The organism is Bradyrhizobium mercantei, from assembly GCF_001982635.1.
Classification (GTDB): Bacteria; Pseudomonadota; Alphaproteobacteria; order Rhizobiales; family Xanthobacteraceae; genus Bradyrhizobium; species Bradyrhizobium mercantei.
Window position 1 is genome coordinate 637,099 of record NZ_MKFI01000003.1, and the last position, 16,776, is coordinate 653,874.

The 16,776-nt window shown below is 64.9% G+C and carries 14 protein-coding genes; 11 read left to right on the forward strand and 3 right to left on the reverse strand.

From position 1 onward, the window contains the following. Positions 1–94 precede the first annotated feature (94 nt). Entirely contained in the window at positions 95–868 is a 774-nt protein-coding gene (locus tag BI327_RS16595) for a helix-turn-helix transcriptional regulator (protein ID WP_076861680.1), read from the reverse strand. 81 nt (positions 869–949) lie between these two features. Between BI327_RS16595 and BI327_RS16600 the strand changes: the two genes are divergently transcribed. From BI327_RS16600 to BI327_RS16610, 3 genes are read left to right on the forward strand one after another with little or no spacing between them, the layout of a single operon-like run. Continuing rightward, the gene (locus BI327_RS16600) at positions 950–1,627 is read left to right on the forward strand and encodes an acyl-homoserine-lactone synthase (RefSeq protein WP_076861682.1); all 678 of its coding nucleotides are present in this window, start codon (positions 950–952) and stop codon (positions 1,625–1,627) included. After that, a complete protein-coding gene (locus BI327_RS16605) occupies positions 1,566–2,930 on the forward strand; it encodes a cytochrome P450 (RefSeq protein ID WP_245334835.1) in 1,365 nt (454 codons plus the stop codon). The genes BI327_RS16600 and BI327_RS16605 overlap by 62 nt, the downstream gene beginning before the upstream one ends. Positions 2,931–2,968: 38 nt before the next feature. Then, entirely contained in the window at positions 2,969–3,187 is a 219-nt protein-coding gene (locus BI327_RS16610) for a hypothetical protein (RefSeq protein WP_076861686.1), read from the forward strand. A gap of 33 nt (positions 3,188–3,220) precedes the next feature. Here the strand turns inward: BI327_RS16610 and ybaK are convergent, their stop codons facing one another. Beyond that, on the reverse strand, positions 3,221–3,703 hold the full coding sequence (gene ybaK, locus BI327_RS16615) for a Cys-tRNA(Pro) deacylase (protein WP_076861688.1): 483 nt from the start codon (positions 3,701–3,703) through the stop codon (positions 3,221–3,223). A 349-nt stretch (positions 3,704–4,052) separates the two neighbouring features. Between ybaK and BI327_RS16620 the strand changes: the two genes are divergently transcribed. The 8 genes from BI327_RS16620 to BI327_RS16655 all read left to right on the forward strand — a co-directional run bounded on the left by BI327_RS16620 (position 4,053) and on the right by BI327_RS16655 (position 16,341). Further along, a complete protein-coding gene (locus BI327_RS16620; RefSeq protein WP_076861690.1) occupies positions 4,053–5,345 on the forward strand; it encodes an adenylosuccinate synthase in 1,293 nt (430 codons plus the stop codon). 35 nt (positions 5,346–5,380) lie between these two features. Next, positions 5,381–6,982 carry a hypothetical protein gene (locus BI327_RS16625; protein WP_076861692.1) on the forward strand — a complete coding sequence of 534 codons (1,602 nt, stop codon included), beginning with the start codon at positions 5,381–5,383 and terminating at the stop codon, positions 6,980–6,982. Positions 6,983–7,180: 198 nt separating this feature from the next. After that, the gene (locus tag BI327_RS16630) at positions 7,181–7,615 is read left to right on the forward strand and encodes a DUF5413 family protein (protein WP_076861693.1); all 435 of its coding nucleotides are present in this window, start codon (positions 7,181–7,183) and stop codon (positions 7,613–7,615) included. Between the two features lie 244 nt (positions 7,616–7,859). Next, the gene (locus tag BI327_RS16635) at positions 7,860–10,496 is read left to right on the forward strand and encodes an autotransporter outer membrane beta-barrel domain-containing protein (protein ID WP_083742098.1); all 2,637 of its coding nucleotides are present in this window, start codon (positions 7,860–7,862) and stop codon (positions 10,494–10,496) included. A 226-nt stretch (positions 10,497–10,722) separates the two neighbouring features. Further along, entirely contained in the window at positions 10,723–12,345 is a 1,623-nt protein-coding gene (locus BI327_RS16640; protein WP_076861695.1) for an inorganic phosphate transporter, read from the forward strand. A gap of 50 nt (positions 12,346–12,395) precedes the next feature. Then, complete coding sequence (locus tag BI327_RS16645) at positions 12,396–12,764, forward strand: Crp/Fnr family transcriptional regulator (RefSeq protein WP_076861697.1); 369 nt, start codon at positions 12,396–12,398, stop codon at positions 12,762–12,764. Positions 12,765–12,991: 227 nt separating this feature from the next. Further along, positions 12,992–15,694: an autotransporter outer membrane beta-barrel domain-containing protein gene (locus BI327_RS16650; protein ID WP_083742100.1), complete on the forward strand. Its 2,703-nt coding sequence runs from the start codon at positions 12,992–12,994 to the stop codon at positions 15,692–15,694. An 86-nt stretch (positions 15,695–15,780) separates the two neighbouring features. Continuing rightward, positions 15,781–16,341, forward strand: coding sequence for a DUF4112 domain-containing protein (locus tag BI327_RS16655; RefSeq protein WP_076861699.1), 561 nt, complete (start codon positions 15,781–15,783; stop codon positions 16,339–16,341). A gap of 123 nt (positions 16,342–16,464) precedes the next feature. On the opposite strand, the gene BI327_RS16660 is transcribed toward BI327_RS16655, so the two are convergent. Continuing rightward, positions 16,465–16,755 (reverse strand): hypothetical protein, encoded by a 291-nt coding sequence (locus BI327_RS16660; protein WP_016844322.1) that lies wholly within the window; start codon positions 16,753–16,755, stop codon positions 16,465–16,467. Between the last annotated feature and the right edge of the window lie 21 nt (positions 16,756–16,776).

Below are 16,776 nucleotides of genomic sequence, written 5' to 3' on the forward strand. Positions count from 1 at the left end.
TGTGTGACCTCGCCACATATCTCCGCATGTCCTGCTCGCGAGGCGATGCCGCGGACGCAGCCCCGGGAATGCTGCGATGGCTGCGCGGCGCCGCTCACAAATCGATGATCCCGAGCGCGATGCTCTTCGCCACCCCGTGCGTCTTGTTGGAGGCCTCGAGCTTGCGCAGCGCCTGCTTGATGAAGCCTTCCACGGTCTCCGGCGAAATGCCGAGGATCTGCGCGGTGTCGGCCACGGTCTTGCCGCGTGCCGCCCAGGCGATCACTTCCTTTTCCCGCCCCGTGAGCTTGATGGTTTCGGCGGCGTCGGCGGGCTTCAGGATGGTCGGCGCGTTGCGCTGGTCGCGGTTGACGATGTCCATTGCCCGCTGCACCCAGTAGATCATCAGCAGATGCAGTTCATGCCGGTGGCAGATGAACAGCTTGTCGAAATCGCGCGGCTGGTCTTCCCAGAAGAACACCGTCGAGCTCGAGTGCACGGCGCCGAGCCGGTCGCGATAGTGGAAGGGCACGACGAAGCCCTGGCGAAAGCCGTGATCGCGCGCGGCCTCCATCATCTTCAGCTCGGGCGGACGCTTGCGGCCCTGCCGCTCCGGCAACTTCAGCTCGCCCCAGTGAAACGGCGTGTTGGTTCGCCGCACCCGCGTCAACGCCGGGTCGCAATGGACGAAGTCGTTCTGGATGTAGGCGCGCTCCCATGCCGGGTTGTAGGTGCCGGTATGGTAGGGCAGGTCGAGCTCGGGCCGGCCTGCATCGATGAAGGCGAAGCTGGAGAAGCCGTAGTCCTGGATCACCCGGTGCAGCGACAGCCGAAGCTCGTCGATCGTGCCCGACGCCTCGATGCTCGAAATCGCTTCTTCCAGGACCATCGACTAAAACCCCCGGTTTCCGGGGGTACCACAATTAAGCCTTTTTGTCCCAGATGCCGGCGACATCTGGAGGCGGAGGGAATGTCGCACCTTTGGGGGGAATACCACGCGCTCGTGACGACGGAGGAGCGCTATCCGGCGCATGTTCAGGCGATGCTCAGGCTGCGCAAGCGGCTGTTCGTCGACCATTGCGGCTGGCTTCTAACCACGACCGGCGACGTCGAGCGCGACCAGTTCGACGTCTGGTATACCGAACACTGCCTGCTGTTTCTCGGGTCGGAGCTGATCGGCGGCTTCCGCGCCATCCGCACCGACTATCCCTATCTCACCAAGTCGGTCTTTCCGCAGCTGGCGCAGCGCCGCTTCCCCAGCCGCCGTGATGCCTGGGAAATCAGCCGCTTCGGCGTGCTGCCGGGGGCTGCCACCGCATCCGCCGCGCGGGTCAATTATGCGCTGATGTTTCGTTTCGCCGAGCTGCGCGGTGCGTCGGCGCTGGTGGCGATGGCCGACCTTACCTACGAGCGCTTCCTCGCCCGGATGGGCATCCACACCCACCGCTACGGCCCGCCGCAGGTGATCGGCAACGACCGTTACGGCCGCCCGCTGACGGCGCTCGCCGGCGAGATCCCGCTCGATATCGCCGGCAATCCCGGCCTGACAAAATTCCTCGATCTTGGACGGCAATTGGAGATCCACGATGCCACACATGTTCTCGGACGTTCGAGCGTTTCGGAGCGACCCGCTCAAATTCCTGCTTGAGCGCGGCAACGCTGCGCCGCTCGGTCTGGTGCCGCTCCATCTGGGGCCCGCGCCGGTCTTACTGGTGAATGATCCGGATCTGATCCGCCCGATCCTGAAGGCGCCGGAAACCGACATCGGCAAGGGCCGGCTGATCAAGAAGCTCTCGCCGGTGCTCGGCCAGAGCTCGCTGATGCTGCATGGCGACGAGCACAAGCGGCGGCGCGCGGTGCTGCACAAGCACATGGCCAAGGGCAGCGTCGAAAAATACCTGCCGCAGATGTGCGCCGAGATCCGCGCGGTCGGCGCAAGGCTGGCGCGGCTCGGCTCGTTCGATCCGCATCGCTTCACGGCGACGCTTGCGCTGCGCACGATCTGCATCGCGGTGTTCGGCGCGCAGGTGATCTCGTCCGGCGATGAGGAGGCCCTGGTGCAGGCCGTCGGCACCATCGAGGACGATCTCGCCGACGAGATGTTCCGCGTGCTGCCGCTCGGGCCCGTGTCCTGGTATCGCCGGCGGCAGAACCGGATCTGTGCCAAGCTTGCGATGTCGACCGTCGTGCAGCGGCTGCGCAGCAGCGCCGGCTCGACCAGCGCGCTGCGCGACCTCGAGGCGCTCGGCTTGAGCGATCGCGACCTGCACGACGAAATTCTGACGCTGCTGCTGGCCGGTCATCACACCACCGGGTCGACCGCCGCCTGGGTGCTCTATCACATGGCGGCCAATCCCGCGCTGATGGACGAGATCGCGGAGGAGGCTGCCGACTGCATCGGCGACGACGGCGAATTGCGCGTCGATGCGGTCAGGCGCGCCGATGTCAGCGCGACCCTGGTCAAGGAGGTCTGCCGGCTCTATCCCAGCGCCTGGTGGTTCTCGCGCGAGGTGATGCAGCCGGTGACGATCGGCGGGCGCGACCTCAAGGTCGGCACCTCGCTGTTGCTCTGTCCCTGGCAATTGCAGCGCGATCCGAGGCACTTCGAGGATCCGGACCGCTTCCTGATGACGCGGCGCTACAACACCGATGCCTACATCCCGTTCGGCGCCGGTCCGCGCGCCTGCGCCGGGATGGGCGTTGCGATGCTCGAGCTGCAATTGCTCGCGCTCGAGATCGCCGCGGCCTATCGCTTCACCGGTGTCGCGCCAAATCCGGCGCCGTGGCCGAAAGCCTCGGTGACACTCGTGCCGCCTGCGATGACGATCGACATCGAGGTCCGCGAGACGCGCTCGCGCATCCTGCATCTCGGCGAGGAAGCCGAGCAGCTGCCCTACATCCCCGCCGCCAGTGCGGCATCCATCAGCACACTACAATCGGTATCCCCATGACAACTCAGATTACAACGGCCAGCATCGGGCAAAGGGCCATGGATCAAGTGCAAGTGCGCAGTCTGCGCGACGTCATCGCGGTCTTGATCGAGCAGCGCAGCATCGTGAGGGCGGCCAACGCCAGCTTTGCCGCACATCTGCTCGACCTCGCGATCATGCAGCTGCGGCTCAACGTCAACGATATTTCGGCCGAGGAATTGACCGGCCTGTCCGATTTCGTTGGCGCGGAGTTTGCCAGGGACAAATCCTCGCACTGATCGCGGCGGTCGATCCGAGCATCAGCCTTGGGATCACTCCTGCGTCGCCACCAGAGCCTTCATCATGGCGCCGGCGGCGAGCGCGGCGTCGTTCGGATCGATCTCGATCTGCAGGCCGCGCTGGCCGCCATTGACGAAGACGGTGACGTGGGTGAGCGCGGTCTCGTCGATCGCGGTCGGCACTTTCTTCTTCTGGCCGAACGGGCTGATGCCGCCGACATGGTAGCCGGTCAGCCGCTCGGCATCGGCCGGCCGCATCATCCTGGCCGTCTTGCCGCCGAGGGCTGCGGCAAGCTTCTTCATGCTGACTTCGCAGTCCGACGGCACCACCGCGCAGACCGGCTTGCCGTCGACCTCCGCCATCAGCGTCTTGAGCATCCGGTTCGGATCGACGCCGAGCGCCTCCGCCGCCTGCAGCCCGATGCTCTCGGCGCTGGAATCGTAGACATAGGTGTGGAGCTTGAAGGCAATGCCGAGTTTGCGCAGCGCCATCGTCGCTTGTGTCGAGTTGGGCATGGACCCCGCCGGTTGATCGGGGTGAATGATCGCCGCAATGGGCTCGGCGATCAATCGGCCGTACGGCCAGCCCCGGGCCGTGCCAACATTAAATTCCCGCCAGCCCGGAACCGCCCGGCGCGGCATGGAATTTTCAGGGGATATCAAAGGGTTGTAGCTCGTCTAAAAGGCGTAAACGACCCCCTTCTTGCTTGCGCAGCGAGGCCGCTTCCTTTATCCGGTAGGCGCCTTGCGTGCGCGCGGCCGGGCGCCGCGATTTGGGCTGGGCATATCACTGCATGATCCTGTGGGCGGACGCGTTTTCGCCGTGATCATGGTCTCTGAAACACCTGAAGGGAACATCTTCGCAATGGCCAATGTTGTCGTCGTCGGCGCCCAATGGGGTGACGAGGGGAAGGGCAAGATCGTCGACTGGCTGTCGGAACAGGCCGACATCGTCGTGCGCTTCCAGGGCGGCCACAATGCCGGCCATACGCTCGTGATCAATGGCGAGACCTACAAGCTGGCGCTGCTGCCCTCCGGCGTGCTGCGCCCGAACAAGCTGGCGGTGATCGGCAACGGCGTGGTGTTCGACCCGCAGGCCTTCCTCGACGAGGTCGCCAAGCTGAAGGGCCAGGGCGTCGCGGTCGGACCGGACAATCTGCGGATCGCCGAGAACGTCACGCTGATCCTGCCGCTGCATCGCGAGCTCGATTCCCTGCGCGAATCGAGCAACGCCATCACCTCGATCGGCACCACCCGCCGCGGCATCGGCCCGGCCTATGAGGACAAGGTCGGCCGTCGAGCCATCCGTCTGATGGACCTCGCCGACCTCGATACCCTGCCGCACAAGATCGAACGCCTGCTGGCGCACCACAACGCGCTGCGCCGCGGCAACAATCTGGCGGAGATCGAGGGCAAGAGCATCCTGGCCGAGCTGTCAGCGCTGGCGCCGAAGCTCTTGCCCTATGCCGAGACGGTGTGGCGGCTGCTCGATCTCAAGCGCCGCGAGGGCAAGCGGATCCTGTTCGAAGGGGCGCAGGGCGCGCTGCTCGACGTCGACCACGGCACCTATCCCTATGTGACCTCGTCCAACACGGTGGCGGCGCAGGCCGCGACCGGCACCGGCCTCGGCCCGGGCGCGGTCGGCTATGTGCTCGGCATCTGCAAGGCCTACACCACCCGCGTCGGCCAGGGTCCGTTCCCGACCGAGCTGAACGACGAGATCGGCGAGGAAATCGGCCGCCGCGGCAAGGAATTCGGCGTCAACACCGGGCGCAAGCGCCGGGTCGGCTGGTTCGACGCGATGCTGGTGCGACAGACTGTCCGGACCTGCGGAATTGCCGGGCTGGCGCTGACCAAGCTCGATATTCTCGACGGGTTCGACAGCATCAAGGTCTGCATCGGCTACAAGCTCGACGGCAAGGAAATCGACCATCTGCCGGCGGGCGAGGGTGCGCAGGCCCGTGTCGAGCCGATCTATGAGATCATCGAGGGCTGGAAGCAGCCGACCGCCAACGCGCGGTCCTGGGCGGACCTGCCGGCCCAGGCCATCAAATATGTCCGCCGGGTCGAGGAACTGGTGGGGTGTCCGATTGCCCTGCTATCCACCAGTCCGGAACGTGAAGATACTATTCTGGTACAGAATCCGTTCGAGGCTTAACGGGATATTACCTATATCCCACCAATTGTGTGGAAATGGCTGACTACTACCCGCTGATCGCCCGTGCCATCGCCGGACTGGACCCCAACGCTCCCGGCGAAGCCCGCCGCGCGCTCTACGCGCGGGCGCGGACGGCGTTGATCCAGCAGCTCCGCGGCGTGCAGCCGCCGCTCTCGGAGTCCGAGATCACCCGCGAACGGCTGTCGCTGGAAGAGGCGGTGCGCAAGGTCGAGTCCGAGGCCGCGCAGCGCGCCCGCGAGGCCTCGCGCCCCGGCGGCGGTGCGGCCCGCGGCAGCGACCCGCTGCGCCGTGCCAATCCAAGGCCGCCGGAGGCAGGTGCAAGGCCGCCGGAGGTAAGTGGAAGGCCGCCGGAGGCAAATGCGAGGCCGCCCGAGGCCAATCCCGCCGACAATGCCGGCCGCCCGCGGCCGCCGGCCGAGCCCCGCCCGCCGCGCAACCTTCGCCCCGATGCGCCGCCGCCGACCCCGCCGCGGCCGCAGACCCCGCCGGTTCCGCCCGCTCCGGACTCCCAGGCCCGGCCGCCGCGCCGCGGTCCCGAGGGCGCGCCGCCGCCGGCCGCGCCGGGCGTGCGCGGCTTCCGCGACATCACCGCCGACGCCGACGATCTCGGCCGTGCCGCGGCGCAAGCCAGCCGCAACGCACGCAAGACCTACGCCAACGTGCCGTCGCCCTCGCCGGAATTCGACCGGCTCGAGCCGAGCCTGGAAAACCGCGGCGGCGATGACGAGGCGCCGTATTCCTACGACGAGTCGATCGAGGAGGCCGAGCGCTACACCCCGCAGCCGCCGCAGGGGCCGCCGCCGCAACGGTCGCGGGTCGGCAGTGCCGATCGCGAGCCGAAGAAGCCGCCGCGCGTCGGCTCGATGTTCCCGTTCAAGACCGCGATCGTGATCGGCATCCTGCTGATCCTGGTCGGCACCGGCATCCTGTTCCGGCAGCAGGCCATGACCCTGGTCAGCAGCCTGTTCAAATCCTCTGCCCCGGTCGAGACGCCGAAGGATGCGTCGGCGACGCCGTCGAGCAAGAAGATCACCGACCGCGTCGGCCAGCCCTCGTCGGGCGAGCCGGTGGCCCCGGTGGCGCAGCGCGTCGTGCTCTATGACGAGGACCCGTCGGATCCGAAGGGCAAGCAGTATGTAGGTTCGGTGGTCTGGCGCACCGAGCAGGTCAAGGGATCGGGCAACCAGAAGCCCGACATCGCCGTGCGCGCCGACATCGACATCCCCGATCGCAAGTTCAAGATGACGATGTCGTTCCGCCGCAACACCGATTCATCGCTGCCGGCGAGCCATACCGCGGAATTGACCTTCATCCTGCCGCAGGACTTCGCCAATGGCGGCGTCGGCAACGTGCCGGGCATCTTGATGAAGTCGAACGAGCAGGCGCGCGGCACGCCGCTGGCCGGGCTCGCGGTCAAGGTCACCGACGGCTTCTTCCTGGTCGGCCTCTCCAACGTCGATGCCGACCGCTCGCGCAATCTGCAGCTCCTGAAGGAGCGCTCCTGGTTCGACGTGCCGCTGGTCTACACCAACCAGCGCCGCGCCATCATCGCGATCGAGAAGGGCGCGCCCGGCGAGCGCGCCTTCAACGACGCCTTCGCGGCGTGGGGTGAGTAAAGGCCTTCGCGCTCACCTTGATGCTTGATGTCATCGCCCGGCTCGTCCGGGCGATTCCGTATCGCAGCGAGTTCGGCCGCTCGCTGTTGCAGCGCGTTAGACGCGCGGAGCGTCGGAACATTGCCGGGCGCTTTGGATTTTCCCTAGAACCGTTGCGTGACTGCGTTACACTCTGGCGACCTCGGGCAAGGGCACGCCATGAAACGCTATCTGATCTTTGCAGCCATCGGGCCGTTCATCGGCGGCTTCCTGCTGTTGCTCATGACCACCTATCAGTCCGGCTACTGGACCGAGACCGATCGCGGCGAGGTGACGAAGCTGCTCGTCGTGTTCGTGAAGTCGCTGCAATACAATTATCTGTTCGGCATCGTGCCGTCGCTGATGTTCGGCGCGATCGACGACATCCTGATGCATGTGCGGCGGATCTCGCCGCTGGTGCGCATGCTGCTCGTCGGCGCAGTGGCGTTCGTCGGCGCGGCGCTGACCTACGCCTCGCACGGCTCCGAAAGCGGCGCGGTGCAGTTCATCCTCTACGGGCTGGTCGGCTTCATCCCGGGCGTGATCACATCCTGGCTGGCGCACAAATATGCCGAGGAGCTGCACGCGCCGGCGCAGCCGGCATCGCAGCACTAGAGCATGCGCGCATAAACGATCACTCCGATCCGCGCGCGCTGTGCGCGGACATCCATGCCAGTGATACCGTTGGCTCCAACCCCGGCTCAGCAGATTGTTGCCGTGCAGCAACAAGAGGCGACGATCTGCGAATTCGGTCGTCGCGTGAGTTCAGTCCGCATTGCGTCCGTCGCGATAATCTCGTCAAAGTTGTGCCCGGAGCGTTGGCGCTTTCTGTTCTGATTGCCCGACGGGAAGGCTGGGAATGTGCAATTTTGGAATTCGCGATCGCGGCGTCGCTTTGCGTCGCTTGACGCTGGCCGCAGGACTGCTGATCGCATGTCCGTTGTGGATGAACCGACCGGCCTATGCCGACTGTACGCCCGCGTCAGCTGATGGTGTGACCGCGTCCTGCACGGGGACGACAACCAATCAGGGCGGCGGCGCGCCCGGCACCAGTGCTGGAACCAATGGGTACGGCACCGGCAACGAGACCGGCATCACCATCAACGTTGGTGCCGGAAGTACGCTCACGGGCAATTCATCCGGCGTCTCCATTCACGACGGAACGGTGACCAACGGATCCGGGAGCACAATTTCGGGACAGGGCACCGGCATAGCGGCGACCGGCAACCTGACGGTGAACAACGAAGCCAACGGGAGCATCTACACCTTCGGAGTCGCCGCCATCTCCGCCGGCGGCACCGTCAACATCAACAATTCGGGGTCGATCGTAGGATTCCTGTTCGCGGGGATTGGGGTCGAGACCGGATCCGTGACGAACAATGTTGGCGGAAGCATCAACGGCGACTATATCGGGCTTTCCGGCGGACATGATCTCATCGTTACCAACTATGGCAGCATCCGCGGCAATAGCAATGCGGGCCTGGGAGTCGGTAGCGGCTCGGTCGTGGTCAACGGTGCCAGCGGCAGCATCCATGGTTTGTTTTCAGGGATTGTGACAAGCGGTGGCGGAGTCTCCATCTTCAACGCCGGCACCATCACGGCCCTCAATACCGCGATTCAATTCAGTGGTGCAAATAACACGCTGACACTTGCGCTTGGCTCAACCATCCAAGGCCTGGTGTTGGGGTCCGGCAACGACACGTTCCAGCTGGGCGGCAACGGCAATGCGACTTTCGACCTGAGCTCGATCGGCGCCACCAAGCAATACCGCGGTTTCTCGACCTTCAACGTGGTCGACAATGCGAACTGGACGGTCACCGGCACCTACGGACAGAGTGATCCGTGGACCGTGAAGGGCGGCACGCTCAACGTCAGCGGCGACCTGTCGGCGGCCAGCAATCTCACCGTGGCGGCCGGCACGCTGACCGGCGCGGGCACGGTCGGAACGACGCAGATCAATTCCGGCGCCACCTTCGCGCCGGGTAATGGCGCGCCGGGCTCGTCGATGACCGTGTCGGGCAATCTTGCCTTGCAGTCGGGCGCGACCTACCAGGTGCAGGTCAATCCATCGGCTGCATCCTTCGCGGCCGTAACGGGCATGGCCACGCTCGGCGGCGCCACCGTGAATGCGGTCTACGCGCCCGGCAGCTATATCAGCAAGCAATACACGATCCTGACCGCAGCGGGCGGCGTGTCCGGTACATTCGGCTCGTCTGTCGACACCAACCTGCCTGCGAACTTCCACACGACATTGAGCTACGATGCCAACGACGCCTATCTCAACCTGATGCTGAACTTTGCGATTCCGGGCAACCTGAACGGCAACCAGCAGGCGGTCGGCAACGCACTGACCGGCTTCTTCAACAGCAACGGCGGCATTCCGCTGCTCTATGCCTCCCTCTCGGCCGGCGGCCTGACGCAGGCGTCCGGCGAGAGTGCCACGGGTTCGCAGCAGACCACGTTCGATGCGATGCACCAGTTCATGGGCGTGCTGACCGATCCGTTCATGGGCAGGGGCGATGGCGTTGGCGGAGCGTCGGCGGCGAACGGCTACGCGGAGGAAGGCGATCAGACCAGCGCCTACGCGGCACGCCGGGGTACCGATGCATTTGCGATGTTCACCAAGGCGCCGCCGGCGGCGTTCGTGCCGCGCTGGAACGTGTGGGTGGCGGGGTTCGGCGGCTCGCAGTCGACCAACGGCAATGTTGCCCTGGGCTCGAATGACACGACGAGCCGGATCGCCGGCACGGCCATCGGCGCCGACTATCTGGTCTCGCCGAACACGCTTCTCGGCTTCGCGCTTGCCGGCGGCGGCACCAGCTTCAGCGTCAACAATCTCGGCACTGGCCGCTCCGACCTGTTCCAGGCCGGCGCCTATATCCGCCACACCGATGGCCCGGCCTATATCACCGCCGCGCTTGCCTATGGTTGGCAGGACATCACCACCGACCGCACGGTGACGGCCGCCGGCATCGACCGGCTTCGCGCCGAGTTCAATGCCAACGCCTATTCCGGCAGGATCGAGGGCGGCTATCGTTTCGTCGCGCCGTGGACCGGTGGCGTGGGCATCACGCCTTACGCCGCGGGCGAATTCACGACCTTCGATCTGCCGGCCTATGCCGAGCGGGTGATCTCGGGTCTGCCGACCTTTGCGCTTCAGTACGCCAGCCGGAGCGTGACCGACCCGCGCAGCGAGCTCGGCCTCCGCACCGACAAGTCCTTCGTGATGCAGGACGGCATCCTGACGCTGCGCACGCGCTTTGCCTGGGCGCATGACTACAATCCGAACCGCCTGGCGGCCCCGACCTTCCAGGCGCTGCCGGGCGCGAGCTTCGTCGTCAACGGCGCGGCGCAGGCCAGCGACTCCGCGCTGACCACCGCATCGGTCGAGATGAAGTGGCGCAACGGCTGGTCGGCAGCCGCCACGTTCGAAGGCGAATTCTCCGACGTCACCGCGAGCTACGCCGGCAAGGGTGTGGTGCGCTACGCCTGGTGATGTGGCGTCTTGGGCGAAGTCAGCGCGTTGCCGGGCGGACTGGAAGCCAAGGGCAAAGTAAGCGCGAGCAGTGATCGCGCCGTTACACTAGATTTATCAATGCATTAGGCTCTGGCGGCAAGTCGGGCGAGATGCATTTCATGCAACTGTCATATGTGTGTCATGAAGACGTAGTCCCAATGTCACATGGCCGCTTTTGTCCTCCCGCGGCTGTGAGGGCGATCCCATGAGTGATGTGGCGTTACCTGGTTCGATCGAGCCCGCGCGTAGCGGTGGCCCCGATCTCGAGAAGGGCTTTCATCCTCTCACCGGCATCATCTATCTGGGCATAATCGGCGCCGCGCTGCTGTTTGTGGCGTACAGCATCTATGCGGATGTCGGTGCGACGGGCGCAGGCAAGACCTCTTATGTCGCGTTCCTGCTGCTGTTCGTTGCGCTCCTGATCTCGCTCGGCTTCGAATTCGTCAACGGCTTTCACGACACCGCGAACGCCGTCGCAACCGTGATCTACACGCGCTCGATGCCGGCCCACATTGCCGTTGTCTGGTCGGGCCTGTTCAATCTGATCGGCGTGCTGCTCTCCAGCGGTGCCGTTGCGTTCGGCATCGTCTCCCTGTTGCCGGTCGAACTGATCCTTCAGGTCGGCAGCAGCGCCGGCTTCGCAATGGTGTTCGCGCTCCTGATCGCCGCCATCATCTGGAATGTGGGGACGTGGTATTTCGGGTTGCCCGCCTCGAGCTCGCACACCCTGATCGGATCGATCATGGGCGTCGGGATTGCGAATGCCTTGATGCATGGACGAGAGGGGACATCAGGCGTGGATTGGTCGCAGGCCGTCAACACCGGCAAGGCGCTGCTGCTGTCGCCGCTGTTCGGCTTTCTGCTTGCCGCCCTCCTGCTCTACGGACTGAAGACCGCATTGCTGCGCGCAACACCGGCGCTGTTCGGCGAGCCGAAAGGCGATCAGCCGCCGCCGTGGTGGATTCGAGGCGTCCTGATCCTGACCTGCACCCTGGTCAGCTTCTTTCACGGCTCGAACGACGGTCAGAAAGGCATGGGTCTCATCATGCTCATTCTGATCGGTGTGGTGCCGACCGCCTACGCGCTCAACCGCGCGATGCCTGCGAGCCAGATCGCGGCATTCACCGCGAACTCGGTCGCGGCGAGCAAGGTGATCGAGGACAAGGGAGCCGATCGCAAGGCCACGGGCAATCCGCGTCCGGCGGTGACGAACTACATCGCGCTTCGGCAACTCACCGACGATACCTATCCATCCCTCGCGGTTCTCGTCCACGAGATCAGCGACCAGGTCACCCAATACGGTTCGCTGGCGAAATTCCCGGCCGAGACCGTCGGCAACACGCGCAACGACATGTACCTGGTCTCGGAGGCGCTGCGCCTGCTGATGAAGAGCAGCGACAGCGGGCTGAGCGATGCCGACGTTGCGACGCTCAATCGCTACAAGGGCTCGCTGGATGCCGCCACCAAGTTCATTCCGTCCTGGGTGAAGATCGCGGTCGCCATCGCGCTCGGCCTCGGCACGATGGTCGGCTGGAAGCGGATCGTCGTGACGGTGGGTGAAAAGATCGGCAAGACCCATCTGACCTATGCGCAAGGTGCCTGCGCCGAGATCACGGCGGCCGCGACCATCGCCGCCGCCGACGGATACGGCTTGCCGGTGTCGACGACGCATGTGCTGTCGTCCGGTATCGCCGGCACCATGACTGCGAACGGGTCCGGCCTGCAATGGTCGACGATCCGCAACATCGCCATGGCCTGGGTCCTGACCCTGCCGATGGCAATGCTGATCTCGGGCACGCTGTACTTCGTTTTCTCGCATTTATTTTAATCAGAGCCGCAGACAGCCGGCACGTCTCGGTTCGGGGAAAGGGGTTTCTGGTGGCAGATGCAAGCTTCAGCCTTTTGACGGGCAACGACATCGAAACCCGGCTGGTCCGCGCCGGTGGCATCATTTTTCGCGAGGGTGAGCAGGCCAACGAGCTCTTCGTCATCAAGAGCGGTTACGTGCGCATTCAGGTCGGCAACAAGACCATGGCGGAGCTGGCGCCTGACACGATCTTCGGCGAAATGGCCCTGATCGACAACGAGCCGCGGAGTGCGACCGCCACGGCTATCACCGATGTCGAACTGGTGCCGGTCTCGGAAAAGCAGTTTCTCTTCCTCGTCAGCCAGACGCCGCATTTTGCCCTGAAGGTGATGCGGACGCTGGCGCAGCGGCTCCGAACCATGAACAAGGGCGTCTACTGAGCGGGGCGGATTGATCCGCTGTGTGCGTCGGATGTCATGCCGATGATACCGTCGGGCGACACGACCCGTCCAAGCAGATTGTTGCTGTGCAGTCACAGCCGGGAACCATCTGCAAATTCGGTGGTCTTGTCGGGTCAGTCCACATTGCGTGTGTCGCGATAATCTCCTCAAGATTGTGACCCAGGGCGTCGGCGCTTTCTGATCTGATAGCCGACGGGAAAGCTGGGATGCGCAGGTTCGGGATTCGCGATTGCGGCGGCGCATTGCGTCGCTTGACGCTGGCTACAGGACTCCTGACAGCATTTCCGTTGTGGGTGGACCAGCCGGCGTTTGCCGCCTGCACACCCGCGGCCGCCAACGGAGTGACGGCGTCCTGCACGGGCACCACAACCAATCAGGGCAGCGGCGCACCCGGCACCAGTGGTCCAAGCACGATCGGGTACGGCACCGGCACCGAGACCGGCATCACCATCAACGTTGGCGCCGGGAGCACGCTCACCGGCAGTTCAGTGGGCATCTCCATTCAGGATGGAACGGTGACCAATGGATCCGGGGCCACCATCTCGGGACCAAACAACGCGATCGTGGCTGGCGGCAATCTGACGCTGACCAACGAGGCGGGTGGTGTCATCAACACGTCGAATGGGGCGACCGCCGTCTCCATCAGCGGCACGGCCGACATCAACAATTCGGGGACGATTTCAGGAAACTTCTATGCGGCGGTTTTTGCTGCAACCGGGTCTGTGGTGAACAGCACTGACGGAGTCATCGCCGGCAACGGCGTCGGGATTTACGGCGGGCCGGATCTCATCGTCGCCAACCAGGGCAGCATCAGCGGCACCGTTACTTCGGGCCTGATACTCTATAGCAACTCCGTCGTGATCAACGCCGCAGGCGGCAGCATCAGTGGTGGAATTTACGGAATTTTCGGCGGCGATAAGGAGACCATCATTAATGCCGGCTCCATTGCCGGCACCTATCAAGCAATCCGTACAGGCGATGGGGCCTCGATCTTCAATGCCGGCACGATCTCCGGCGTTTCTGCCGCAATTTTCTTTTACGGCGCGAATAACACGCTGACGCTTGCACCTGGCTCATCCATCCAGGGCCAGGTGTTCGGGTCCGGCACCGACACGTTCCAGCTCGGCGGCAACGGCAGTGCGGCTTTCGACCTGAGCTCGATCGGCGCCACCAAGCAATACCGAGGCTTTTCGAGCTTCAACGTCGTCGACAACGCCAACTGGACGGTCACCGGGACCTACGGACAGAGTGATCCATGGACCGTGAAGGGAGGCACGCTCAACGTCAGCGGCGACCTGTCGGCGGCATCCAATCTCACCGTGGCGGCCGGCACGCTGACCGGCGCGGGCACGGTCGGAACGACGCAAATCAATTCCGGCGCGGTTTTCGCGCCGGGCAACGGCGCGCCGGGCTCGTCGATGACGGTATCGGGCAATCTTGCCTTGCAGTCGGGCGCCACCTACCAGGTGCAGGTCAATCCATCGGCGGCATCCTTTGCCGCCGTCAGCGGCACGGCCACGCTCGGCGGCGCCACCGTGAGCGCGTTCTATGCTCCCGGCAGCTACATCAGCAAGCAATACACCATCCTGAGCGCAGCGGGCGGCGTGTCCGGCACGTTCGGCGCGCTCGTCGAGAGCAACCTGCCGGCGAATGTCCACACGTCGCTGAGCTATGACGCCAACGACGCCTATCTCAACCTGATCCTGAACTTTGCGATTCCGGGCAACCTCAACGGCAACCAGCAGGCGGTCGGCAACGCGCTGACCAATTTCTTCAACAGCAATGGCGGCATTCCGCTGCTCTATGCGTCACTCTCTGCCGGCGGCCTGACGCAAGCGTCCGGCGAAAGTGCCACCGGCGCGCAGCAGACCACGTTCGATGCGATGCACCAGTTCATGGGCGTGCTGACCGATCCGTTCATGGGCAGGGGCGATGGCGTTGGCGGATCGTCGGCGGCGACGGGTTACGCGGACGAAGGCGACCAGACCAGCGCTTACGCGGCACGCCGGGGCACTGATGCGTTTGCGATGTTCACCAAGGCGCCGGCGGCGGCGTTCGTGCCGCGCTGGAACGTGTGGGTGGCGGGGTTCGGCGGCTCGCAATCGACCAACGGCAACACTGCGCTCGGCTCGAACGATACGACGAGCCGGATCGCCGGCACGGCCGTCGGCGCCGACTATCTGGTCTCGCCGAACACGCTTCTCGGCTTCGCGCTCGCCGGCGGCGGCACCAGCTTCAGCGTCAACAATCTCGGCACTGGCCGCTCCGATCTGTTCCAGGCCGGTGCCTACATCCGCCACACCGAGGGCCCGGCCTACATCACCGCCGCGCTTGCCTATGGCTGGCAGGACATCACCACCGACCGCACGGTGACGGCCGCCGGCATCGACCGGCTTCGCGCCGAGTTCAATGCCAACGCCTATTCCGGCAGGATCGAGGGCGGCTATCGTTTCGTCGCGCCGTGGACCGGCGGCGTGGGCATCACGCCTTACGCGGCGGGCGAATTCACCACCTTCGATCTGCCGGCCTACGCCGAGCGGGTGATCTCGGGTCTGCCGAGCTTTGCGCTGACCTATGCGGGCAAGAGCGTGACCGACCCGCGCAGCGAGCTCGGCCTCCGCACCGACAAATCCTTCCTGATGCAGGACGGCGTCCTGACGCTGCGCACGCGCTTTGCGTGGGCGCATGACTACAATCCGAACCGCCTGGCGGCCCCGACCTTCCAGGCGCTGCCGGGCGCCAGCTTCGTCGTCAACGGCGCGGCGCAGGCCAGCGACTCCGCGTTGACCACCGCATCGCTCGAGATGAAGTGGCGCAACGGCTGGTCGGCAGCCGCGACGTTCGAAGGCGAATTCTCCGACGTCACCGCGAGCTACGCCGGCAAGGGTGTGGTCCGCTACGCCTGGTGATGTGGCGTCTTGAGCGCGACCGGGCCTTGAATGTGACACAGTGGTAATGTGAGGCAACTTGAACCACCTGCCTGCGTTACCATGTGATGGCCATGCCCGAGGACGACATTTTCACCCCCCACGCCACGCGTTCGCGACCGCCCTTCGGCGGGGCGCAGGCGCGCGGCAAGGTGATCGATCAGGACGGGCGCGAACTCGGCGATGGCCCGCTGCATCCGCAGTTCCAAGGTTTTCAGCAAGGTTTTCAGGAGGGCTTCAGCTTCGACTTCCGCAACTCGACCGCCAATCCGTTCGGCAACCTCACGCGCGAGGAACGGCTCGCGCGGCTCGAGATGATCGCCAAGCTGCTCGACGTCGCCTTCGTCGTGCCGGGCACCAATGTCCGCTACGGCATCGACGGGCTGATCGGCCTGATCCCGGTGGTCGGCGACATCATCACGACCGCGATCTCGCTGTGGCTGGTACGCGAGGCCCGTCTGCTGGGCGCGCCCTGGCACATCACCGCGCGGATGCTCGCCAATGTCGCGGTCGACGGCGTGGTCGGCATGGTGCCGGTGGCGGGCGATGCCTTCGACGTCATGTTCCGCGCCAATATCCGCAACGTGCGGATGCTGCGGCGCTGGCTCGACAAGCAGCCGCGGCTCTAGCGCATAATCCGGAAAAGTGTGCAGCGGTTTTCCGATCAGATTATGCGCAAAAAGAAGTCTTCCCCCAAAACAAAAGCCCCCGGATCAATCCGAGGGCTTTTCGTTAGGCGACGAGCAGAAATCTTATGCGGCGTCGGCGTCCGTCTGGCTGGCGGCGGGGCGCGGACGGCGCGGCAGCGGGAACGCCTCGCTCTCATAGAGCGAGCGGATGCCGTTCTGGTCGAAACGGGCTTCCTCGACCTGCAGATAGGCGCCGTTCAGCGAATCCGCCGGCAGCTGCTCCATCGCGAACTGTACGGCTTCGGCAGCAGTGCCGAAACGGCGGTACGCGAAGCCGGCCCGCTTCTTCTTGCGGATCGCGGCAGGAAACAGTTCGGCAGACGTATTATAGTTGAACGGACGCAGGGGACGCATGGTCGACGACCTCTTGTGTTC